Annotated in this window: 17 protein-coding genes and 1 rRNA gene; 13 read left to right on the forward strand and 5 right to left on the reverse strand. The window is 42.5% G+C overall.

The features are described from left to right. The first annotated feature begins 236 nt into the window (after positions 1-236). The 6 genes from rrf to A7985_RS24950 all read left to right on the forward strand — a co-directional run bounded on the left by rrf (position 237) and on the right by A7985_RS24950 (position 7,759). Positions 237-351: ribosomal RNA gene (rrf, locus tag A7985_RS24925) — 5S ribosomal RNA — on the forward strand. Positions 352-1,356: 1,005 nt separating this feature from the next. Continuing rightward, on the forward strand, positions 1,357-1,968 hold the full coding sequence (lexA, locus tag A7985_RS24930; protein WP_065793092.1) for a transcriptional repressor LexA: 612 nt from the start codon (positions 1,357-1,359) through the stop codon (positions 1,966-1,968). Positions 1,969-2,306: 338 nt separating this feature from the next. Further along, positions 2,307-3,011: a DUF3313 family protein gene (locus A7985_RS24935; protein ID WP_065793106.1), complete on the forward strand. Its 705-nt coding sequence runs from the start codon at positions 2,307-2,309 to the stop codon at positions 3,009-3,011. Between the two features lie 9 nt (positions 3,012-3,020). After that, positions 3,021-4,094: an efflux RND transporter periplasmic adaptor subunit gene (locus A7985_RS24940; protein WP_065793093.1), complete on the forward strand. Its 1,074-nt coding sequence runs from the start codon at positions 3,021-3,023 to the stop codon at positions 4,092-4,094. Further along, positions 4,091-7,159: an efflux RND transporter permease subunit gene (locus A7985_RS24945; RefSeq protein WP_065793094.1), complete on the forward strand. Its 3,069-nt coding sequence runs from the start codon at positions 4,091-4,093 to the stop codon at positions 7,157-7,159. The genes A7985_RS24940 and A7985_RS24945 overlap by 4 nt, the downstream gene beginning before the upstream one ends. Before the next feature lie 120 nt (positions 7,160-7,279). Beyond that, positions 7,280-7,759, forward strand: coding sequence for a DUF3016 domain-containing protein (locus tag A7985_RS24950; RefSeq protein WP_065793095.1), 480 nt, complete (start codon positions 7,280-7,282; stop codon positions 7,757-7,759). Positions 7,760-7,785: 26 nt separating this feature from the next. Here A7985_RS24950 and A7985_RS24955 read toward each other — a convergent pair whose 3' ends face one another. Then, on the reverse strand, positions 7,786-8,079 hold the full coding sequence (locus A7985_RS24955; RefSeq protein ID WP_065793096.1) for a prephenate dehydrogenase: 294 nt from the start codon (positions 8,077-8,079) through the stop codon (positions 7,786-7,788). Between the two features lie 72 nt (positions 8,080-8,151). Here A7985_RS24955 and A7985_RS24960 point away from each other — a divergent pair, with 72 nt between their 5' ends. Continuing rightward, positions 8,152-8,361, forward strand: coding sequence for a hypothetical protein (locus A7985_RS24960; RefSeq protein ID WP_065793097.1), 210 nt, complete (start codon positions 8,152-8,154; stop codon positions 8,359-8,361). Positions 8,362-8,387: 26 nt separating this feature from the next. On the opposite strand, the gene epmB is transcribed toward A7985_RS24960, so the two are convergent. Next, the gene (gene epmB / locus A7985_RS24965) at positions 8,388-9,401 is read right to left on the reverse strand and encodes an EF-P beta-lysylation protein EpmB (RefSeq protein WP_065793098.1); all 1,014 of its coding nucleotides are present in this window, start codon (positions 9,399-9,401) and stop codon (positions 8,388-8,390) included. A 41-nt stretch (positions 9,402-9,442) separates the two neighbouring features. Here epmB and efp point away from each other — a divergent pair, with 41 nt between their 5' ends. After that, positions 9,443-10,009: an elongation factor P gene (gene efp / locus A7985_RS24970; protein WP_063374270.1), complete on the forward strand. Its 567-nt coding sequence runs from the start codon at positions 9,443-9,445 to the stop codon at positions 10,007-10,009. Positions 10,010-10,096: 87 nt separating this feature from the next. Continuing rightward, positions 10,097-11,071: an elongation factor P--(R)-beta-lysine ligase gene (gene epmA, locus A7985_RS24975; RefSeq protein ID WP_065793099.1), complete on the forward strand. Its 975-nt coding sequence runs from the start codon at positions 10,097-10,099 to the stop codon at positions 11,069-11,071. A 30-nt stretch (positions 11,072-11,101) separates the two neighbouring features. On the opposite strand, the gene A7985_RS24980 is transcribed toward epmA, so the two are convergent. From A7985_RS24980 to A7985_RS24990, 3 genes are all read right to left on the reverse strand, one after another. Further along, the gene (locus tag A7985_RS24980) at positions 11,102-12,313 is read right to left on the reverse strand and encodes a methyl-accepting chemotaxis protein (protein WP_065793100.1); all 1,212 of its coding nucleotides are present in this window, start codon (positions 12,311-12,313) and stop codon (positions 11,102-11,104) included. 190 nt (positions 12,314-12,503) lie between these two features. Next, on the reverse strand, positions 12,504-13,214 hold the full coding sequence (locus A7985_RS24985) for a glycerophosphodiester phosphodiesterase (RefSeq protein WP_065793101.1): 711 nt from the start codon (positions 13,212-13,214) through the stop codon (positions 12,504-12,506). Continuing rightward, on the reverse strand, positions 13,211-14,074 hold the full coding sequence (locus tag A7985_RS24990) for a DMT family transporter (RefSeq protein WP_065793102.1): 864 nt from the start codon (positions 14,072-14,074) through the stop codon (positions 13,211-13,213). Before A7985_RS24990 ends, A7985_RS24985 begins: the two co-directional genes overlap by 4 nt. A gap of 148 nt (positions 14,075-14,222) precedes the next feature. Here A7985_RS24990 and A7985_RS24995 point away from each other — a divergent pair, with 148 nt between their 5' ends. From A7985_RS24995 to A7985_RS25010, 4 genes are all read left to right on the forward strand, one after another. Then, on the forward strand, positions 14,223-15,335 hold the full coding sequence (locus A7985_RS24995) for a sensor histidine kinase (protein ID WP_065793103.1): 1,113 nt from the start codon (positions 14,223-14,225) through the stop codon (positions 15,333-15,335). Next, positions 15,332-15,931 carry a response regulator transcription factor gene (locus tag A7985_RS25000; RefSeq protein WP_065793104.1) on the forward strand — a complete coding sequence of 200 codons (600 nt, stop codon included), beginning with the start codon at positions 15,332-15,334 and terminating at the stop codon, positions 15,929-15,931. The genes A7985_RS24995 and A7985_RS25000 overlap by 4 nt, the downstream gene beginning before the upstream one ends. Before the next feature lie 324 nt (positions 15,932-16,255). Next, on the forward strand, positions 16,256-18,190 hold the full coding sequence (locus A7985_RS25005; protein ID WP_176716807.1) for an ATP-binding protein: 1,935 nt from the start codon (positions 16,256-16,258) through the stop codon (positions 18,188-18,190). A gap of 249 nt (positions 18,191-18,439) precedes the next feature. Continuing rightward, positions 18,440-23,542 (forward strand): SdrD B-like domain-containing protein (locus A7985_RS25010; RefSeq protein ID WP_176716808.1); only part of this gene is annotated, 5,103 nt, incomplete at its 3' end.

Here is a 23,542-nt window from a genome sequence, read left to right on the forward strand (position 1 = left end):
TGGAAGTGCTGTGAGGCATTGAGCTAACTCGTACTAATTACCCGTGAGGCTTAACCATACAACGCCAAAGTGGTTTTATTTGTTAGAAGTTAAGAACGAAAGTAGACGATAAGAATTTAATTACGCTCTCCGAATTTAAGCATTGTGAATAGATGAGCTCTTACGAGAAGTCAATTCACCTTGCGCAAATGAAATGACGAAAAGACGTCATTAACCATTTGCACGATAAGAATTTGCTTGGTGAACATAGCATTTTGGAACCACCTGATCCCATGCCGAACTCAGTAGTGAAACGAAATAGCGCCGATGATAGTGTGGGGTTTCCCATGTGAAAGTAGGACATTGCCAAGCGCCAAATAAAAGAAAGCCCGATTCGAAAGAGTCGGGCTTTTTTGCGTTTAAGTCCCTCGGCAACAGCTAAACCGGCTCACTTCACCTTGCGCAAAAGAAGCGTACTCACTGCGTTCGCTGTCGCTAACCTTTTGCACGATAGCCGATGATAGTGTGGGGGCGGCCAGCGGTGGCTTTCCCATGTGAAAGTTGGGTGAAGGCGGGGTTAGGAAAGTGAATAGTTTCACTTTCCACCGACTGAACGCGAGGCCTCTGGCCGTCAGCCGGACCATTGCCAGCAAAGGTTGCCCCGGGCAATCAAAGAAACCCGTTGCAGAAATGCGACGGGTTTTTTGCGTTTATGGTGCTAAATCGTGCTTTAGCGCAAGGTGAAGAGAGCAACTATCACCGCTGATGAGGAAGACTCCCTCAGCTTCAGTTAAGTCCGTTTATGATTGAGCCTTGTGGCAATAAGTCCCTTAACTCTTGCCGAAAATATTCATTTCACCTTGCGTAAAAAGAGCGAATTCGCTTCGCTCACTGTCGCTAACCTTTTACACCATACTTGCGTAAAAGAAGCGTGCTCACTGCGTTTGTGGTGCTAAATCGTGCTTTAGCGCGACTTTAGCGCAAGGTGAAGCAAGTAACTTTCACTGGCATTGATATGGGCTCTAAGTATCATTTAAAGTCGTTCATAATTGAAACGTGTTGGGTCATGACTCCCTCACCGCTTGTTAAAATGTCTTATTTCACCTTGCGTAAAAAGAGCGAATTCGCTTCGCTCACTGTCGCTAACCTTTTACACCATACTTGCGTAAAAGAAGCGTACTCACTTCGTTCGCTGTCGTTAACCTTTTACACCATACTTGCGCAAAGGAAACGCGCTCACTGCGTTCGCTGTCGCTAACCTTTTGCACGAAAGCACCAAATAAATTATGAGTGAACACAAAATGTTAAGAAGATCATTGCGCTTTTAATTGAACTGTATATACTCACAGTAAATGTACTGTATGGAAAACCAGTTATATGCGACCCTTAACTAAACGACAAGAACAAGTTTTTGAACTCATCAAGGTATTTATTAAAGATACCGGTATGCCACCTACACGTGCTGAAATTGCCGACTCTTTGGGGTTTCGTAGTGCGAACGCAGCGGAAGAACACTTAAAAGCGTTGGCAAAAAAAGGTGTGATTGAAATGGTTCCGGGAGCAAGTCGTGGCATTCGTTTAGTAGAAGCTGAGGAACCTGAGCAGCTAGGTCTACCGCTGGTTGGTAGAGTAGCAGCTGGTGAGCCTATATTGGCACAGGAGCATATTGAGAACCACTGTAAAGTTGATCCAAGCATGTTTCAGCCTAATGCAGACTATTTACTGCGTGTTAATGGTATGAGTATGAAAAATATTGGTATTATGGACGGAGATCTATTAGCAGTACATAGAACACAGGTTGCGAATAATGGTCAGGTTGTCGTTGCTAGAGTAGAAGAGGACGTAACAGTTAAACGCTTTGAAAAGGTTGGAAAAAAGGTTTTTCTACATGCTGAAAACGAGGACTTCTCCCCAATAGAAGTCGATTTAGAGCAAGAGGCTTTTAATATCGAAGGCCTTGCAGTTGGCGTCATAAGAGGCAATTTATAACGTACTTTTATGCCTGTATGGGCCATTTCTTGGCCCAAAGTACCAACCAGACTCCCCTTTCTTATCTACCTCTATTTTCATAAAAAAAGATACAAGCTCAAAAATTTTAATCAGTAAATACGACTAAAGCTCAGTAAGTTAGCTATGCTATAAGCGCTAAACTAAAAAATCTAATTATTTTTGCACTATTTAAGTTAGCTAAGGTCTTAGCTACTCGTCTTGGTATGTAGTTATCATTAAAGATGTAATTTTGAATTACATTTAATATCAAATGAAAACAAAGCCAATTTAGGCTATGTGATACAACCAAAGGAATATTAATAATTATGGAGCTGACAATGACTTCGTTGCGCACTTTATTGATTTTACTCACTCTTTGCTTTGTCACGGCTTGTAGTTCAACAGGCAGAAACTCGCAGTCTGGATTCTTGCCAAATTATGAAACGCTTAAGCCTTCTAGTGAATATCAAGATACCAAGCTTTATGTAGATAATTCATTTGGAAAAGGCACGCTATCAAAGGTTGAAACCTTGTACTTACCGCGCTTCGAAGTATGGATTAATGTCAAGCAAACTGAGTTTTTAAATATTAACCCGCAGCACGTTGCAAAGCTGAGTCATTATATGCAGTCAGAAATGGTCAATAAACTGAAAGGCCATTATGTTGTAGTGACGGAACAGCCTGAAAAGCTAGATGACACTGTGTTGACGATTAAAGGTGCATTTACAGACGTTGAATTTGAGCCAATAGAGCTAGGGGTAAGAGATTTTGTACCCATCCGACTGGTATATAACGCTGGTAAATCAGCTTATTTAGCGGCAACTGAACAAACAGAAGCCCTCACGCATGTTTCGCTTGAGTCAGCCTTTTATCTTGGTGATAAAAAAGCGCCTGTGGTAATGATGACTGCGCATAAAGCGCTAGACACAGTTGTTAAAGTTGATGGCACAGAAAATGTTAAAGCGGTTAGAGAAATTTTAGATATTTGGGTAAATAACTTCGTTACTGCGATGATAAAGCATCGTGATACAGGGCTAAATTAAGGAGCTTTCATGAAAACAATAAAAATTAGGTCGTTTGGTGTAACAGCTGTTTTCTGCGCTATTTTGGCTGGCTGTGGAGAACCGCAGTCTGATGTAGAAGAGCCTGAGCAATTGCGCCCTGTAAGAACACTGCTTTTATCATCACAAGTGGATGGCCCTATGGTCGAATTTCCCGCTGTTGTAGATGCTGCATCCTCTGCTGATTTATCATTCAAAGTCCCAGGTGAAGTGACCGAATTACTGGTTAAACAAGGGGAGGAGGTTGAAGTCGGTGATGTGATCGCAAAACTGGATGCAACTGATTATCAGCTATCCCTTGATGAAGCACAGGCAAATTATAATAAAGCCCAAGCAGACTTTAATCGTGCGAAGCAACTGATTAAATCTGGCACCATTTCGCAATCAGACTACGACCAGTTACAGTCTCATTTTACTAGCGCAAAAAGTAAGTTAGCTAATGCCCAGAATAACCTGTCGTATACCAGTTTAAAGGCATCTTTTTCTGGGGTCGTGGCGAGGACATATATTGAACGCTTTGAAGAAGTACAGGCAAAGCAAGTAATCGCGACACTTCAAGACATAAAGCACATCACTTTAAAAGTAAATGTGCCAGAAAGCCTAATGATTAAAGTATCAAAAGATGCGCCAAAGCATATTATTGCCGAGTTCTCAGGGATCCCTGATAAAACGTTCCCGCTGGACTTTGTCGAAGTCAGCACGCAGGCAGACGAAGTGACTAAGGCGTATGAAGTGACACTCAGCATGACACGTCCTGAAAACTATAATATTTTACCGGGCATGACTGCAAAAGTGCTCGCAAAGGGTGCAGATGTCAATAAGAGTGGTCTATATCTGCCAATCAACACGGTACTTAAAGATTCAACCGGCAATTATGTTTGGACTGTTGACTCAGTCGGTAATGGCAAAGGCGAAATCTCCAAAAAGTCAGTTGTCATTGGTGAGGTTTCGACACTGGGTTTCCCTGTTATCAGCGGCGTAAATGAAGGTGACTATATTGTTACTGCCGGTATGAGTAAAGTCAGCAAAGGTCAACTTGTAAAGTTTAACAAGGGGGCACAGTGAACATAACCAGACTTGCATTAGAAAACAATCGCACCACATGGGTGCTGATCGCGGCTTTACTCTTTTTTGGTATTGCTTCTTTTGACAAAATGCCGAAAGACTATGATCCTGGGTTTATCATTCGTACTGCGCAAGTTGTCACTTACTTTCCAGGTGCAAGCCCACAGCGAGTTGAAGAATTAGTAACGGACCAGATTGAGAAAGTTGTTCAACAGATCCCTGAGTTAGACTTTGTGAGCAGCACGTCTAAAACGGGTGTTTCCATTGTCAGCGTTAATATTAAAGAAAGCTATAAAGAGATGCGGCCAATTTGGGACAACCTAAGGCGAAAAATCCAAAGTATTGAGCAGGATTTGCCTAGCGATGCGCAAACGCCCATTGTAAACGATGAATTTGGTGATGTATTTGGCATCGTTATTGGTTTAACCGCCGAAGGCTATAGCTATCGAGAAATGGAAGATGTGGCAGAGCAAGTTAGAGATACATTGCTGAGACTACCTGAAGCCGCAAAGGTTGAAATATATGGTAATCAAGAGCAACGTGTATTCATCGAATTTGAAAATGCGCGCTTAGGTGCTTTGGGAATTTCTCCTAGTCAGCTTAAAGAACAACTTGCTGCTCGAAACATCGTAAACCCAGGTGGTTCTATTTATATTGATGATGAAACGCTTGCGCTTGAGCCGAGCGGTAATTTTGAGTCCGTGGAGGACATCGCAAATACAATTATTAATGTGCCTGGTAGTGAGCAAGTGTTGCTACTGTCAGACATTGCGGTTGTTTACAGAGACTATGTAGATCCGGCTAAGTCCAAAGTCCGTGTTGGTCAGCAAGAGGGGCTGACATTGGCTATTTCTATGCGTTTAGGTGGCAACAATATCGCGCTGGGTGAACAGGTACTGGAGACACTGGATTACCTCGAGAGCGTTTACCCTATCGGTGTTGAATTTAAATTGTTGTCTTTTCTGCCTCGAGAAGTCGAGCAAAAGGTCAGTGACTTTGTTTCTAACCTACTTCAAGCTGTATTAGTGGTTACATTGGTGATGCTTTTTACTCTTGGCTTGCGTACGGGCTTGATTGTAGCGAGTTTGATACCTATGAGTATGGTATTTGGGATACTCGTGATGTCGTTTTTCGACATCAGTATCGATCAGATCTCGTTAGCGGCGCTTATCATCGCACTGGGTATGTTAGTCGATAATGGCATTGTGATGTCGGAAAACATCATGGTTCAAATGGAACGTGGAAAAGCCGCTATTGACGCTGCGGTGGACTCGGCTGATGAGCTTAAAGTCCCATTATTGGTATCGTCTTTGACAACGGGCGCGGCGTTCTTGCCTATTTTCTTGGCTGAGTCATCAACAGGGGAATATACGGCATCATTATTCAAAGTTGTGACAATTACTTTGTTGTGTTCATGGCTATTGGCGATGACGATGATCCCAATGCTATGTGTGTATTTTACACGTGTGAAATCGCAGGCAGCCGACTACGACTCTGGCGTCTATCTAGGTTATAAAAAGCTGTTAACTGTAATGATACGCTATCGCTGGATGACTATTTTAGCATGTGTAGCCGCATTTTATGTGGCGCTGCAGGGGATGCAGTACATTCCAAAGGTATTCTTCCCCCCATCAGATCGAGACTACTTTAAAGTAGAACTCGAATTACCAATAGGGACGCGGTTACAAACTACTGAGGCCATGGTTAAAGACATTGAAGCCTTTTTACAACGAGAGCTACAAGTCTCTGATGAACGCGCTGAGGGCGTGACTGAGTGGGTAAGTTATATCGGCAATGGTGGTCCAAGGTTCTTGCTGACACACAGCCCTGAACCCACCAGTGCGAACTATGCGTTGATGATAGTAAGCACCACGTCATATCACTTAATCGATGATTTGATGATAGATATCGAACGCTATGCATTGAGTAGACATCCGGATCTTTTGATTAAACAACGAAAGATAGAAAATGGAGCGCCAATTGCCAATCCGGTCGAGATCAGGCTATCGGGCGACGATAAGGAAACATTAATGGGTATTGTTGATGCGTTAAAACAGCAGATGCATGCAACACCTGGGCTTAAAGCAGTAAGTGATGATTGGGGTCTACCGAGCAAAAAAGTACAAATCAAAATCAACCAAACACGTGCAAGGCGTGTTGGTGTCTCTAGCAAGGACATTGCTAGTTCACTGCAAACTGGGTTCAGTGGGTTAGAATTAACTCAATACCGTGAAGGTAATGAGCTCATCCCTGTCACCTTGCGTTCTGTTGCAGCTGATAGGGATGATATCGGCAAACTGGAAGCGATGATGGTGTATTCACAAGCTACAGGCGCCTCCGTACCATTAAAACAAGTCGCGGATATTGAGATTGTCTGGGAAAGTGCGCAAATCTTAAGACGTGATAGATTGAAATCTGTTGCTGTCGGTGCCCAGTTAGATGCTATTACCGCAGACGAAGGGTTTGATGCATTGGTGCCATGGCTGGAAGAACAAAAGAAAAGCTGGCCATTTGGTTATTCATATGAATTGGGTGGTGAGGCTGAATCATCTGGTAAAGCAAATCAGTCGATTGCAGATAAAATGCCTATTGCGGTCTTTATCATCGTAATTTTGTTGATTGGTCAATTTAATTCAATACGAAAATCGATCATTGTTCTTACGACTATTCCACTGGGATTTATTGGCGTTATCCTCGGTCTACTAGTAGGGCAATCATTTTTCGGCTTTATGACCTTACTGGGTATTATCTCTTTGGCAGGGATTGTGATAAACAATGCCATCGTGTTGCTGGAGCGAATTAAGATTGAGCTCAACAATATGCCTGACAATCCGGTCGAGGCGATTGTCATGGCTGCACAGCAGCGTATGAGGCCAATATTACTTACTACTGCAACTACGGTATTTGGGTTAATTCCTTTGTATCTAGGAGGTGGTGAGATGTGGGAGCCAATGGCGCTAGGTATAATGGGTGGACTATTGTTTTCGACCTTATTGACACTTGGTGTAGTCCCAGTTTTGTATGCATTGTTCTATCGAATTCGGGAACAAAAGAGCGCTTTGTAGGCGCTCGAAGTGGTTGTAAAGTGATCACGCGTAAAAGCCTGTAAAGGGATGTAACCCTTAAGTTTTCGTTCAGCGATGTGAGCAGATTATGAACATACAGGCCAACGAGAGGAGTTTATTATGAAATATATCAAATATGTGATTGCAGCGATGTTCCTTCCCATGACGGCAAGTGCTGGTGAGGTAAATGTAACTTGGCTAGATTTTAAAGAGTATCGAGACGTTTTCCCTGCAAATGAAACTCGAGGCGGATACCACAAACGTATTGCGAAAAAGTTTGAACAGCATTTAAATAAACTAGCTGCTGATATGCCTGCTGGATACACTATGTCAGTTACTTTTGAGGATGTCGATTTAGCTGGTGATGTCCGGTTTAATATGAATGATATACGTATAATTAAACCGATTTATTTTCCGCGCTTAAAAATGTCCTACAGCTTGACGGATAGCTCAGGCAAGGTGATTACTGAAGCAAAGTCAAAGGTGTTAAAAGACTTGGGCTTTATGGATAAAATTAAAATGGGCAGAGACTCAGAGTTTTATTACGACAAGCGCCTTTTGAGCGATTGGTATAAAGATGAAATAGCACCAGTAATTTGAATAAAAAGAGCGCATTAGCGCTCTTTTTATTTGAAAGTGGCAAGTAGCTGGAGAAGTTGCTGTAACTTAAACACGGCTTTTTTAAGTTGCGCTTCATCTAATTGTTCGGATTTGCTTAGTGCATCTACATCGGCCGCCACATCCAATACATAAGGTTTAAATCGCTTGGCTTCAAACCCAAACCCCGCATCCTTGGTAAACAATGCAGTAAATTTTCCATGACCTTGTTGTTGCAGTTCATCTAATTTTTTATCAGCGTCAAGTGCTTGACGGTAAACAACTTTTAAGTTTTCGTTGAGCTTTTCGATGATAGCTTGCATATTTTTCCTAAAGTCTGGTGTGATTCGGTCGATATTTTACTTGGATCCATCAAACTTGTCAGGTAAATGCCTATGAATATTTCCGGAAGTAACCTTCCTGCTATGTCTGGCGCCGGGCCGGGTGGCGAAGTATACAGCGCTTCTCTGGCTAAAAAGCAACAGCAAGCAGATGGACGAGCCGCCCTAGCGTTAATTGAATCAGCTGGTAGCACTGCCGCAGCGCAGACACCCGCTAAATCAGTCACAGCGTCTTTGGGCAACAACATCAATGTGTATGTGTAGTACACATTGATGTTTTGCATTTGAACTTAGCTCAATTGCAAATCAATCGGCGTCTTACTCTGTTTGCCGCCGATTTCTCTTACCAATTTTGGTACGAGGAATCCTGGTAACGCGTCTAGCATCTCAGCAACTAGAGAAATAGCCTCTTGTTGCGCCAAGTCATAGTGGCTTGCGCCTTCAACCTTGTCTAGCAAGTGCAAGTAATAAGGTAAAACATCGCTTTCAAATAAGGCCTCACTTAATTCAATGAGCGCTTTGGGTGTGTCGTTGATCCCTTTAAGTAACACTGTTTGATTAAGTAATGTAACACCTGCGCGTTTTAGTTTTTGCATCGCATCTGTGAAATGTGCATCGATTTCATTGGGGTGGTTAATGTGATTCACTAGAATCGTTTTAAGTCGACTTTTTTTAAGAAGCTCACATAACTCACTGGTGATCCTTGCAGGGATTACGATTGGTAATCGACTGTGTATCCTCAGCCTTTTAATTTGTGGCAGTTGTTCAAGTTTATCTATGAGCCACGCAATCATGTCATCTTTGGCCATAAGTGGGTCGCCACCACTTAAAATCACTTCATTAATTTCGGGATGATCGACGAGGTAATCAAAAATAGGCTGTAGTGTGCGTTTATTTATTTGGTTTTCCTGATAAGGAAAGTGACGTCTAAAGCAGTATCGGCAATTGACTGCGCAGCCTGTTTTTAGCATCAGTAAAACGCGTGACTTATATTTATGTAATAAACCAGGCACGGGGGCGTCCTGTTCTTCAAGCGGATCTTTATTGAAGCCACTGACTGCTATGAACTCCTGATGTAAGGGCATCACTTGCAATAATAAAGGGTCAGAAGGATCGCCAAAGCGCATCTTTTCAACAAATGGACGAGGGACACGTAATGGGAATAGACGCTTTGCGGCTAGGTCTTTGGTATTGAAATGCCCTTCTAACCCCAGCATTTTGATGAGTGTTTCTGGGCAAGTTATGACATTTGCCAATTCTTTTTGCCAGTTGGTATGCAAATTTACTTCATTTATTTGTATCATTAGCAGGTTTATTACTCGAAATACGATGATTAGAGGATACGATGGCGAATTATAGCACCAACGAGTTCAAGGGCGGCCTAAAAATTATGATGGATGGCGAGCCTTGTACGATCCTAGAAAACGAAATGGTTAAACCTGGTAAAGGCCAAGCTTTCAACCGAGTTAAGATCCGTAAGTTGATCTCAGGAAAAGTATTAGAAAAAACGTTTAAATCTGGCGATTCAGTTGAAGGTGCAGATGTTATGGAAACTGACTTAGCGTATTTGTACGCAGATGGTGAGTTCTGGCATTTCATGAACAACGACACATTCGAACAGATCGCTGCTGATGAAAAAGCAGTTGGCGAAAACGTTAAGTGGTTAGTAGAAAACGATGTTTGTACAATTACGCTATGGAACGGAAACCCAATTGCAGTAACACCACCAAACTTTGTAGAGCTAGAGATCACAGATACAGATCCTGGTCTTAAAGGTGATACTGCTGGCACAGGTGGTAAACCTGCAACGCTTACTACAGGTGCTGTTGTACGAGTGCCGCTCTTCGTTCAAATTGGCGAAGTGATCAAAGTAGACACGCGTACAGGCGAATACGTAAGCCGCGTTAAGTAAACTTTACTTAACGAATACAATGCGAAAAATCTCGGCTCATGCCGAGATTTTTTTATGATAGGTATAGTTAACTAGGTAAAAGTAAACATGAATGAAGCATTGTGGGCGCCGAGTGCGCAAATTGAGACGCTAAAACAAAGAGCGAGTGTATTAGCCAACATAAGGGCCTTTTTTGCGGCGCGTGATGTGATGGAAGTTGAGACACCCTGTTTAAGTCAAGCGTCCGTCACTGATGTTCATCTTGCTACATTTGCAACCGAGTTTATTGGTCCTCGCTATGCAAAAGGCTTACCTCTGTACCTCCAGACCTCGCCAGAGTTTGCCATGAAACGTTTACTCGCGGCCGGGAGTGGCGCTATTTTTCAAATTGGTAAGGCATTTCGTAACGAAGAATCGGGACGCCATCATAACCCCGAGTTTACAATGCTTGAGTGGTATCGTCCTGGGTTTGATGAATTTGCACTAATGGATGAGATAGATTGTTTGATGCAAACGGTACTCTCATGTAAGCAGGCTGTGCGCATTAGTTACCAAGACGCGTTTAAAACTTATTTGGGCGTTGATCCTCTGGACATCGAGCTAGACGAATTAAAGTTACTGTGTGCGAAATATGGTTATGAAGAAATAGCCGCGACAGAGCAGTTCATTGATCCACTACTACAATTACTATTTTGTATGGAAATTGAGCCGCAAATAGGGCGAGATACACCTTGTTTTGTTTATCACTTTCCAGCCTCACAAGCGGCGCTTGCGCAGCTAAATGACGCTGATCCTCGAGTCGCAGGTCGTTTTGAACTCTACTATCAAGGCATGGAGCTTGCGAATGGTTTCAATGAATTAACGGATGCCAGTGAGCAAAGTAAGCGCTTTGACGAAGATAATGACATGCGAACAACAATGGGGTTACCCAAAGTCGAGAAAGATCAACGCTTCTTGGCTGCACTAGAGAGTGGCTTGCCAGCTTGTGCAGGGGTGGCATTGGGTATTGATCGTTTGGTTATGTTGGCAACGGGCAAAAGCTCAATTAAAGAGGTGATAGCCTTCGATGTGGATCGAGCTTAATTGATTCAGCAGACCCAGCTTTGACTGGGTCTATGCTTGTACAAATCGCTGTAACTCTTTTTGCGTGGTCGCGGTGAGCTGGTGGGCATTTTGGCAATCATGCAATGCGGTATCTAATTGCGATTTAGCAGATTGTCCCAATGCCACGATTTGTTGAACTGCTTGATGCGTGTGATTTTGCGTATCTTCTAACTGGTGTACTGCGCTGACGATTTCTTCCAGTTGAGACTGGTTACGCTCGAAGTCTTCACTCATATCAGCAAAACCTTTTGAAGTGTCACTAATCGCTTTTTCGGCACTGCTAGAGTGCGAAATTAACTGTTCCGACTCTTGGTGTGTTTCACTGACTAAATGGTCCATCTGGTTAATAAAGTCGCTAATTTGGCGAGTAGCGTCATTTACTTTGACGGATAGGTTGCGTACTTCATCTGCAACCACAGCAAATCCTCTACCAGCTTCACCAGCGCGAGCCGCCTCGATAGCCGCATTGAGCGCGAGCAAGTTTGTTTGGTCCGAGAATTCTTCAACCATTTTTAGGATATTGCGGATATTGTCGCTGTTTTCCTTCAGTCCAGAAACTGTGGTTGAGAAGTTACCTAACAAGGAAGTAATTTGTTGTACTTCACTCACGAGTGTCATTAAAGACTGTGATGATCCCCTCACAAAGTGCAGGCTTTCGGTATTAGCTTGGTAAACGTGGTCAGTGTTGCTCACAATACTTTGCAAGCTATGTGTAACTTGATCACTGGCTGCAATAATATTATCACCTTGACTAATTTGCTGCTCACCCGCAGAGACCGTATTGGTCATCGAATGCGTCACTTGTTGGTTACTAAGGGTTGCCGCCTCGGCACTTTTATAAGTATTGCCCAAAAGCTCACTCAGGTGCATGGTAAAGGTATTGTACTGGTCGCTGAGCTCTCTAAATTCGTCGTATGTAAATTGCGGCAATCGTGCATTAAGGTTGCCGTCTTGGTGGTTAACTTGCTCTAAGGCATCGCGCATTGCCTGTACGGGCCTGACGATTAAATATCGCATATAAAAAAACGTGAACACAAAGGCGATGACAGAAGTAATCGCTAACAACCAAAAGCCACCTAACTCAGTGCCTGAATCAGACAAGTGCGTGTAGAGCCACCCTAAAGTAAGAAGCTGAAAAACGAACAAAAAGCCAAGGTTGCCGAAAATTTTTCTCGTGAGAGTAAAAAAGAGAGATTCTTCAAGTAAATTATATATGCGCATGTACAAACTCATCATAGGCTTATCACTCGCCAGTTAATGTAAAGCGGGGAATTGCATTTCAATTAACCCCCACAATTTACGTCAATTACTATTAAAATATACCATTTAGTAGAATTATTTAAGCAATCCAGTCGGTTTATCGCGAAATAGCTAGTTTGTTAGAGCCAAAGAGCTGACATTTTTATTTGGCTCACTTATTCTCATTGAGTTTATTGATTGCCATTTTGGCGTGGCATGGATAGTTACTGAAAATGCCATCGACTCCCATGTCTAAAACTAACTCAATGTCTTTCTGTTTATCTACTGTATAAGCGTACACATTCAGACCTCGTTGTTTAGCATCCAAAACAAATTCATGATTGATGAAGTTTTTATCCATATGAATGCTATAGGCATGTAGTTTTTGTGCAAACTCGGCATAATTGAGTGGAATCGAGGCGGTCAATGCGCCGATCTTTACCCATGGCAATTTTTGTTTTAACCAGACAAGCTGGTGGTGATCAAATGAAGATAGAATGATTTGGTTGCGATTAATGACACCAGCATTGACATTTTTTTCGATATATTGAACAAATTTGTCTAAGCAGTAAGTGTGTTTTAATTCTAAATTAATGGTTGCGTTTGTGCCTATTAGGTTAAACACATCCTGCAACGTCGGTATACCCTCGCCATTACCTGCATCAAGCGCATTTAACTCTTCGCGGGTGGCATCTCTGACCATACCTCGTCCATTAGTCGTTCTATCTAGCCAAGTGTCATGGATGATTGCGTAGTCATCGCGACAGCTTTGTACATCAAGCTCAATACCATCCACATCCACATCTAAAGCTGCGCTAATTGCACTTAGCGAGTTCTCAGGATGGTTTCCACTTGCACCACGGTGCGCAAATACTAGGGTCATCGTTTATTCCTTGTTATTGACCATGTTTCAAAACAGGCTGCACTCACAACTAAAATGCCGCCAATCAGTGTTGTCATACTGGTTGTCTCTGATAACAGCATATAAGCCAAAACAGTGCCATACAAGGGTTGTAAACAGGAAATTAACCCTGCTGTTGTAGCGCTCAAGTAACGCAGACTATTCGCAAATAAGGAGTGGGGGATCGCTGTGAACACGACGCCAGCTAAGATTAAGTAGTACATATCCTGTAAGGGTAAAGCCTGAGGTGGTGTGTCAATAAAAATGGACAGTACACAGGCGGCGGTCAAAGTTTGATACAGCATAGTGTGTGGACCGCCGTAACCAGAAAAGTACTTTTTTTGCAGCAAGTTTCGTGAGGCAAAAAATACACCTGAAATCACGCCTGTAAAAATGCCGAGGGTGACCTGGTTCCCTAAGTCTGCATCGGGTACCATTAAATATATACCCAAAATAACTACAAGCGAATTGAAGAGATCAGTGGGTTTTAGCCTAGTGCGATTGAATAGTGGTTCGAGTAAGACTGTAATCACAGGATAGGTGAAAAATGCAATAATACCTGTTGCGATTCCTGCCATTTGCATTGCAGCAAAATAGGTTACCCAGTGCATACCAATGATGACACCAAGACCTGCAACAATAAAATAGTCTTTGAGGTTATTGAGGCGTAAGCGCTTATTTTGTAGTTTTAGAATAATCGCGATTGCTAAAAAAGCGATTGCTGTTCGGTATACAGTAATATCGAGCGCAGACAAGGCGATTAGCTTAGAAAATAATGCCGTGCCACCAAACATGAGTACGGCAATGTGCAATTGTATTAGCGCAGATTGATTTTGGTGCATAGTCGTTTTTATTTTATTGTATTAGTAGCAAGTATCGAATTTTTGTTGCGTTCTAGGGTGACACTTGTCACTGCGTGATGGATGATGTTCATGGTAGGGTAAAACAATGAATAGAGATAGGCCTTTTTAGATCGTGAGAGAGAACTCGATGAGTAGTGCGACACATACAATGCAGTTGGCCAGAACTGGAAAGCATTTTTTTTGGAATTATGGGCCATTGGTGTTTTCTGTATTCTATTTTTTCCCCATGATACGCAACTATGGTACGTATTCAGTCTCTGAAGTTGTCATCCAGTTTTTAGCATACGTCGGTTTTATCTTTTGCTATCACAAAGCGTCAATTAAGCCAGCTAAAGACGCGACCAATTTTATTGCTCTAATGATGCTAATTTGTATCCTGATGACGCAGGAAACTTCAGGAACAAGTACCTTGTTTGGTTATGTTGGGTACTTTATTGGATTTTGTTTCTTGGGTACTGTGCGCTGGTTGATGTTAGCAGTATTGATGTGTGCGATTACTTTGGTGGCAACCTTGCACATTTCCCCGAACTACTGGCCTTACTTTATTGGCCCGGCCGCGGTGATTTCTCTCGGATTATTTGGTTTTGGTGTGGTCGAGTATAAAGAGCGAATACATCGCAATGAGTCGAAACAAAGTAGAGAGCAAATACGCCAATTAGCGAAAATTGCGGAACGAGAGCGTATTGCTCGTGATCTACATGACTTACTTGGCCATTCGCTGAGCTCTATATCATTAAAATCGGAGCTCGCTGGCAAATTCATTGATGCCGGGTGTCATGACAAGGCACGACACGAAACTCAAGAGGTTGCAGAGTTAGCAAGAACAGCACTGTCTGAGGTGAGAGAAGCCGTATCAGGTATGAAACAATTGGGCCTCAGAGCCCAATTAGAGGTCATGACTTCCAGACTACAAGACAAAGGTGTATTAGTAGAACCGGATATTCAACAGGTGGAGTTAACGCCAGAGCAAGAGAGTTGCCTGTGCTTTGTCGCAAAAGAAGCCATTACTAATGTTCTTAAGCACAGCAGTGCTGATAAAGTATCTATTTCTTTAGGTACATGTGAGCAATATCACAAGCTTACACTTTGTGATGATGGTGAGGTTCGAAAAGTTGTATGGGGTAATGGTTTAACTGGGATTAGGTCTCGTATTGAAGAATTAGGAGGCTCGTTCACTGTGTTGACAGAAAGTGGCCTGAAGCTGGTGGCGCAGTTACCAAAAAAGGAGATTAGTAGATGAGAGTACTCGTTGTAGAAGACCAAGCTTTGGTGAGAAATGCCATCGCGGCGTTATTGTCCTTAGAGCCTAATATAGACGTTGTGGGTCAAGCTGAAGATGGTCAGCAAGCACTAGAGATGTTAAACCAATGCGATGTCGATATTGTATTGAGCGATATTGAAATGCCTCACCTGACTGGGCTCGAATTGGCACAAGCTGTTGAAGCTCGGTATCCGCACATTAAGTTTGTGATTATGACCACATTCTCACGAGCAGGTTATATTCGCCGAGCAATGGAGTCCAGTGTAAAAGGTTTTATTCTTAAAGAGGCGCCGAGTGAGTACCTGATTAATGCATTGAAAAAGGTCTCTGTTGGACAAAAAGTCATCGATCCGGAACTCGCTATGAATGCACTCGACGAAAAAGATCCGCTGTCGGATAAAGAGCGCAAAGCTTTGAGGCTAGCGAGTGAGGGGCTGAAAACAAGTCAGATCGCTCAGCAGTTATTTTTGAGTGATGGCACGGTACGAAACTATCTTTCAGAAGCCATTGCTAAGTTGAATGCAACAAACAGGGTGGATGCTGCGCGAATTGCTAGGCAAAAAGGGTGGCTGTAAGTGCTGATTTTTTCTTAGTAAGTGTATTTCCCTATTTATTCATGTATACAGTTAGTAATATAATACTAGTTAATGATTAACATATTGTAATCTTTCTTGATGGGCGACCCAAAACTCCTACTCAAAATATTGGCATTGACGACCTGCGTATGTGCTGTGTTTATGATGGTAAATTGGCTGATACATAAGCGGATAGCAGGCACACGCTTGTGGTTTGGGTTTGTGCTGAGTGCTGCTATAGCCTGTATATTTCAGTCTTCGCAGACGCTGTCTCCCATTTGGTCAATTATGGTTCCTAATACGTTAATTCTATTAGGCTTATTCATGTTAACTCGCGGAGTTGAAAGGTTTTTTGTCGTGCGGGCATATAACTGGCCTTGGTATTTGCTCGCGTTTATATTCTTTCCCAGTTTTATTTATTTCACCTTTATTGATGCCAGCTTTTTAGTGCGTGTCGTTGTTAATTACCTCGTGTGGTTGTTGGCTATGACGCTATGTTTACGTGCGCTTTGGGTGGGGCAAGGTAAATCGTTTACGGGCTTTTCGCCTGCACATTGGACTTTTGCACTGGCCTGTATTTCATTATTGAGCGTGTTTACTTTGCGACTCACTATGCTCGGTAATTATGAGCATAGTGACACGTTAGGGACGAACAATTGGATGAATCAATTCTTTTCGTTGTCTGTTATCGTGATGCCACTCATTTTGTGTTTTTCTTTATGTTTATTATGTAGCTGCAGAAAAGAGCAGCTACTGGCCAATGTGACTCAAAGAGCCAAAGAGGAAACTCAACAAAAAGAGCAGTTTTTAACGTTGTTGAGTCATGAATTGAGAACCCCACTCAATGCCATTGTGGGACATGCTGAAATGATTAAGCAAGCGCCGAGGGAGCCGCAAAAGTATGTTCAGTATTGTGATGTAATTATCTCAACAGCTATGTCACTGGCAGACTTGGCAAATCAAGTATTATTGAATGCACGGGGAAAGGCGTCTAGACAAACCCCGACCACATTACCTGAGTTTACAGCCCAATTAATCGCGCAGTTTAAGCCATTAGTACAAGATAAAAATGTCGTGCTTGAGTCAAGATCCACCGGTGTGGCGTCGATGGCACAATATTTAGTGGACCAAGATACCTTGGGTTTGGTAATCAAGAATCTGTTATCAAATGCTATTAAATATACACATCAAGGCAAAGTAACGCTGGCAATAAGTTTACTGCGCAAGAAGTCTCAAAGTGCCATACTCAGATTTGAAGTTGCAGATACTGGCGATGGAATGAGTGACATTCAGATCGAACAGCTATTTAAGCCTTTTGACTCAGCGGATCCTGCGCTGCCAATTGCTCAAAGTGCTGGCGTTGGACTGGTGCTGTGCCAGCAATTGTTGCAGACTTTAAATTCAAGGCTTGAAGTAAAGAGTGAGCTTGGACAAGGCAGCTTATTTTATTTTGATATTGAGTTGTTAAATGTGTCGGAGCACGCCGTTGAACAACAGCAAAAGGGACATGAACCCGTATCGATTTCTCAGCTGTCAGGAAATATACTCGTAGTTGAGGACAATTTATTAAATCAAGAAATCATCAAACATTTTTTATCCTCACTCACGTTAAATTATCAGATCGCATCGACCTTATCTGAAGCTGAGCAAGCTTTGAAAAGCATGCACTTTGATCTTATTTTCTTAGATATGCATTTACGTGATGGTCATGGCTTAGATTGGTATCGGCAAGTATTTAAGCCATTAAATTTACCGTTTCCACCAAAGGTTATCGCGATCACTGGGGACATAGATGAGCAGGCTCAGCAAGCATACTTCTCGGCAGGGATAGAATACTTTTTAGCTAAGCCCATTGTTTTACCACAATTAGAAAAGTTGTTGTCTAATCTTCTTCTGCCAGCCAAGAGCATCATGACAGAGCAGGATTTGCTAGACCTTGATGTTATTCAGCAGTTAGCTGGGACGATAGAGCCGCAAATACTCACCACAAAGCTGATGTATCTGAGCGATCGATTAGACTATGAGTTTGCGCAACTAAGAGGACTGGCAGACATTCAAGCGCTGGAAGCACTGGAAGAGAAGCTAATTCACTTAGAAGAAGAAGCGTCTTCTTTGGGTATGCGTGCACTGCATGTGGCATTACAAGAAGTGCGTTTATCTATGTTTGATTCAGCCAATGTTGATTGGCAAGCACTGCATAGTATTGCTAAACAAAGTGCTAGAAGGTTATCTGATTATCACTCTAAATTAGTAGCTTGAATATTAATTATTAGATAAAAGTATTTGTTATTGGACTAATGCTTTAGTGCCATTTACAAATGTTTTTATTTCAGGGAAATTACACTGGATTACAGCAACCAGATTCAATAGAATTCTCATCCATTTTTATTAGTACCATATTAGAAACGGGTTGAGTTTCCTTTATTGTTCGGGTTATTGAAATTGAAGCAGTTGTTATTTTCGTTATTCTCACTCTTTTTTCTGCTGTTTTGTGCATTAGCAAGTGCAGTGGATCTACAAATATCCACATTTGAAGATCTAGATACCACGGTGCCACGTGGTGGTGAGGTCCGTTATAACCTTGAATTTACCAATTCAGAAGAAGATACTGCAAACAATGTCGTGGTGGAATTTTTCTTACCACAAACGACGAGCTTTGTATCCAGTTCCAAATCCTGTTCAGAGCAAAGCTATTTGGACAATGGCCAAACAAAAACCAAGCTAGTCTGTCCTGTTGGTCAACTATCCGGTCGGGTAAGTAACTCCTTATTGGTGACGATAAAAACATCGGCACAGACGGGGGATACAATTGAACCAAGTGTCAGAATTAGTGCAGACAACGAATCAAGCAATAAATTATTAAATAATACAGAGACGCAAAATACCTCTATTATTGCAGGGGTTGATCTTGCGGTAACGTCTTTGATTTCAACCCCTTCTTCGGTTTACTTGGACAAGACTTTTACCTATCAAATCACTGTTAAAAACCATGGGCCGGATGCGGCAGCTAACGCTGTGGTGACACACAATTTACCGAGTTTTACCAGTTGGCAAAATGCGCCTTCAGCAATGCTAAATGGCTGGGAATGTTCAGGGACACAAACCATTACCTGTAAAGTGGCTACCCTAGTTGCAGGTGCCTCTTCAACCATTAGTATTCAAGCAAAGGTCAGCGAAATAAGCAGTGGAACGGTCACGGCTTCTAGCAGCATAAAAAGTGAGACAGCAGAGTTAGACTCGCAAAATGATCAGGCATCTGTAAATACCAAGGTGAATCCCAATGCTGATTTAAGTGTGGCTTTGAAGCAGTTTAAATCCGATGGTACTCCCTCTTGGTGGGGGCCTTTGAGTTTATCGCCAGACGAACGACACTACTATGATGTGACAGTATCAAACCTAGGACCTAGTGCTGTAAACACAGCTAAAGTAAGTATGACCTTGGCCACTGGCATGAGTAATGTTGTAGCCCAAACACCTGTAGGCTGGGTATGTAATATCGCGAATCTTACCTTAAACTGCCAATCACAAAGTGTCATGGCTAAAAATGACAGCGTTGTTATTAGGGTTTTTGCGAACGCGCCAATGAATGAGGCCACATTTTCAACTCGCGTTGAAGTGAACGCGAACGAGGTGGATCTAAATACCAGTAACAACCAAGCCAGTGTCAGTATCGTGACCAGCCAGGCGCAAACTTCTTTCGTGTCGATAGCTAAGTCTTTGGTAGAGAATAAGAGTTATTTAGTTGGAGATGAATTCGACTTCAATATTTCAGTAACGAATACTGGAGAAACGACAACAATAGAAGAGCTGGTGGACAGCTTACCAAGCAATGTTAGCTTTGTGAGTTACACTTCCAACCATTTTAGCTGCGCGCTCAATGCAGGCAATAGTCAGTCGTTGAGCTGCACACCAAAATCCAATAGTTTTACTAAGGGTCAAACTTGGTCGTTGAATGTCAAAGTTAAAGCCCTGCAGGCCGGTGCAAATTCAGTGAATCGAGCAACGGTTGCTCATGGGAACAGAGAGTCAAGTAGTACAACTGCCAGTTTTACAGTGCTGGCTTTAGCTGCTGATTTGAACATCACTAAATCGACCAATTTGAACTGGGACAGCAATATTAATTATATGGGGAAAGTGTTTGATTACACGATTCTTGTGACCAATTCAGGAGGGGGAGCTGCAAATAACGTCAAGATTGTAGATGACTTTAATCAAACATCAGGCTACGTACCACTCTCTACAGCAACGCGAAAAAAAGCAAATGGCGTTTGGCAATCGATTACAAATTGGTGCAGCATTTCAAATTCAAAAGTGACGTGTACTGGTGCTCAAATTGGTGCCAATGAAGTTATAGAGATTACAATTTCTGTGCGCTCTCCCGTTTATGTCGGAACTGAGAGTAATTATCGCCCTAAAAATACCGCAACTTTGTATATCAATGATGTATTGGAATCTTCAGCCGTTTTTGAGGGATGGGGATTACATCCAAGAAACCCAGTTTCTTTTGCAATGACGAAAGTCAAAACATCAGCGGCCACTGGCAGCACAAGCTTGGTCGAGCAAGGCGGCCAAATTTTAAGTAAGATCACGGTGGCGAACAACGGTAATAGTTCAACGTTGGGTAAAGTTATCGTGACTGATGAGCTATCAAATGACGAAGTTTTCATTGCAACTGGTAATTATGGCACTAACTGGACGTGCGGTGCGAGTGGCAGTTTAGTTACCTGTTCATATCAAAATCAAGACGGCAGTCGCATTGCATTAACTGGTACTGCGCCAATGTTGACTATCACCACAAAAGCACAGGGAGTTGGTGACTTAACCAATATTGCTAAGGTCGTTGATGCTGGTGGTGCGCCAAGTGTGGCGAGTGCCACACAAACTATTAAGAGTGCACAGTCAGCTGATCTGAGCATTACCAAAACGGCTGATACCCAAAGCCTTACAACCGCGCAATCTGAGATCCGTTATCAACTGGTAGTGAAGAACTTGTCAGGTTCTGAAATTGTGGCAGAAGACAGCCAATCACTTATTATCGAAGATACTTTCACAGCCACTTTTAAATCGAGAGAAGGCAATAATCATACTGGAATTGCTTTTGATACTGCGCACTTGAGTGTTGGCGGAGCTGAGTTTACATGTGGACGTTCTGATACCGGGGAATTCGAGAATACCCAAACAAAAATAACTTGTAACTTAAACACCAATCAAAGGTTTGCTGTTGGCGATAGCGTTACGATTCCTTTGACTGTTTCAAGGCCTTTTGTTACGACGAACAACCAAGTAACGAACGTTGCTCGGGTATCATCGGCAACACATATAGACTCAAATAATGCGAATAATATTTCAAGTGTGGCAACAACCGCACAGTCGCTTTTCGATTTGGCAGTTACTAACGTATCTTATGCTAAGCCCTCCGTGCTCAGTGGCGACATTGCGTTGCAAACAATTCATATTGCTAATATTGGTGCTATTGCCGCTAGCAATGTTGTTTTAGAACACACGTTTAACGTACCAACTGGGAAAGAATATCAATTTATCAGTAGTACGTTTTCTCGGGCAGGGCAAAACGGCATTTGTAGCTACACTGAATTGACCAAAACATTACGGTGTGAGATTGGTGCACTTGCGAGTAACGAAGTGCAAAGTGTCGAGATTTCGCTGCGCCCAAAGAGTGCGTCAGATAGATTAGATTGGATATTAAGTAGCACGAGTAAATTGTCCGCTGCCTCTATGTCATTAGATAGCAATAGTACTAATAATCAGTTCAGTAAGTCGCTAAATGTAGAGATACGAGAAGCCAATTTAAAAATTGAAAATAATGACATCAGTGACCCACTTGGCTGGTATCCCGACCCTAGATCATTCCCAGCAACACTGGATAACGTCGTTGTATACAAGGTTGACTTAGAGTATTTGACTGACAATAACGGCGAAACATCCGTTGCGAGTGGTGTTGGCTATAACTTTTCAATCTCACCTGCCAGCAGTAGTAAACAACTACAGTTCTTATGTGATAGTAGCGTCAGTGGCACATGTAGTGCTGCTACTGCGCGCTGTAGCAATCAAAATCTGACATTCAATCAAGAAACTACTTTTAACTGCTTAGGCCCCGAGAATGCAAGCTCATCGCTTGCTGAGAATGAATTACTGGAAAATACCGGTGTTCAGTCTGCAATTTATACACGCTACATGTTCTTTAAAATATTGTCGCGCCCCTCGACAACGGGTGAAGTTGCAACAACCAGCGCGGTTATTTTTTCAAATGAAAAGGATGTAATTACTGCAAATAACAGTGAAAGTGAAAAAACATCGATTCGGATTGCCGTTGACCTTGCCCTGACAAAAAATGCCTCTTTGGAGAAAGTCGCTTTAGGTAGCCAATTCAACTATCAATTTACACTCAGTAATTCGGGCCCAGGAGACAGCGCTGATAATGTTTTTTATGATTATTTACCAAGCTACTTGAGTATTGCTGGCACACCAACGATTAGCGCTGGGAGCTGCACTAGCAGTAGGGCTGCAGCACCAAGCTCTGGTTCACTCACTGACTTGATTCGTTGTGACATCGCACTCATTCAAATGAATGAATCGGTTTCAATCAATATTCCAGTTAAATTAAATGCGGTGCCATCCAATAATTTAGTAACGAATGAGGCTTGGGTAGAAACGCAAGGGTTCGATACCAACAAACTAAACAATCGTGCAACAAGCACCACGTCGGTTGTTCAAGGGTTAATCTCAGGTAGCGTATTTTTTGATGCACTGAACAATGGAGTATTTGATAGCAACTTCGACCAACCATTATCAGGAGTTGAAATACTGCTAGATGGTGTGAACTCAGTTGGTAATAAAGTCACGCAACAACGTGCGACGACTGATGCTAGTGGGCAGTTTGTCTTTTATGACTTGTTACCAGGTACCTACCAGCTTTCACAACCTGCACAAGCATCACTTACTGGTTATGTAGATGGTAAAGAGGCCAAATCTGGCGTTGTGATTACCAATAGTGAAGGCAGTGATCTTATCTCCGATATTATTCTGACTTCTGGTTCTGCATCGCAAGGACATTCATTTGCAGAACTCACCCGAGGAAATAATAGCCTAAGTGGCACGGTATTTTTAGATATTGCTCAAGATGGTGTGTTAGAAGCACCTGATTCACCACTAGTTGGTAACACAGTAAAGCTTACTGGCTTTGATAAATATGGCTTAAAAATAGACGCTTCAGTAAAGACCGATGAGCATGGCGCATTTAGTTTCACGGGACTGCGAGCGTCTAATTCTGCAGGCTATACGATAACGCACCTGTCGACCGGGATACATCAAATCGGTAAGCGTTACATTGGGGCAGCGAAGGGCGCTGAAAGTAGTGTCGCAACAGTGGTGGTCGGCACAGATCCAACACCAGTAATCCGCTTTACTGAAAAGCCCAAAGCAGGCGACAAAACCGTATCGGGTAAGGTGTTCTTCGATGTAGTTCAAAATGGCGTTATCGATCCGAACGACTTCGCCCTTAACGCTATTAGCATCAAACTGTCGGGCACCGACAAATATGGTCAGACTGTCGATCTTACCACCACCACAGATGTAAACGGTGAATTTGGCTTT

Source organism: Pseudoalteromonas luteoviolacea (assembly GCF_001696455.1).
In the GTDB taxonomy this organism is placed as follows: domain Bacteria; phylum Pseudomonadota; class Gammaproteobacteria; order Enterobacterales; family Alteromonadaceae; genus Pseudoalteromonas; species Pseudoalteromonas luteoviolacea_C.

Bases quoted from the DNA above. Each gene is read 5' to 3' on its own strand.
- lexA (WP_065793092.1), top strand. From the start codon at position 1,357: ATGCGACCCTTAACTAAACGACAAGAACAAGTTTTTGAACTCATCAAG.
- A7985_RS24935 (WP_065793106.1), top strand. From the start codon at position 2,307: ATGACTTCGTTGCGCACTTTATTGATTTTACTCACTCTTTGCTTTGTC.
- A7985_RS24940 (WP_065793093.1), top strand. From the start codon at position 3,021: ATGAAAACAATAAAAATTAGGTCGTTTGGTGTAACAGCTGTTTTCTGC.
- A7985_RS24950 (WP_065793095.1), top strand. From the start codon at position 7,280: ATGAAATATATCAAATATGTGATTGCAGCGATGTTCCTTCCCATGACG.
- A7985_RS24955 (WP_065793096.1), bottom strand. From the start codon at position 8,079: ATGCAAGCTATCATCGAAAAGCTCAACGAAAACTTAAAAGTTGTTTAC.
- A7985_RS24960 (WP_065793097.1), top strand. From the start codon at position 8,152: ATGAATATTTCCGGAAGTAACCTTCCTGCTATGTCTGGCGCCGGGCCG.
- epmB (WP_065793098.1), bottom strand. From the start codon at position 9,401: ATGATACAAATAAATGAAGTAAATTTGCATACCAACTGGCAAAAAGAA.
- efp (WP_063374270.1), top strand. From the start codon at position 9,443: ATGGCGAATTATAGCACCAACGAGTTCAAGGGCGGCCTAAAAATTATG.
- epmA (WP_065793099.1), top strand. From the start codon at position 10,097: ATGAATGAAGCATTGTGGGCGCCGAGTGCGCAAATTGAGACGCTAAAA.
- A7985_RS24980 (WP_065793100.1), bottom strand. From the start codon at position 12,313: ATGCGCATATATAATTTACTTGAAGAATCTCTCTTTTTTACTCTCACG.
- A7985_RS24985 (WP_065793101.1), bottom strand. From the start codon at position 13,214: ATGACCCTAGTATTTGCGCACCGTGGTGCAAGTGGAAACCATCCTGAG.
- A7985_RS24990 (WP_065793102.1), bottom strand. From the start codon at position 14,074: ATGCACCAAAATCAATCTGCGCTAATACAATTGCACATTGCCGTACTC.
- A7985_RS24995 (WP_065793103.1), top strand. From the start codon at position 14,223: ATGAGTAGTGCGACACATACAATGCAGTTGGCCAGAACTGGAAAGCAT.
- A7985_RS25000 (WP_065793104.1), top strand. From the start codon at position 15,332: ATGAGAGTACTCGTTGTAGAAGACCAAGCTTTGGTGAGAAATGCCATC.
- A7985_RS25005 (WP_176716807.1), top strand. From the start codon at position 16,256: ATGTTAACTCGCGGAGTTGAAAGGTTTTTTGTCGTGCGGGCATATAAC.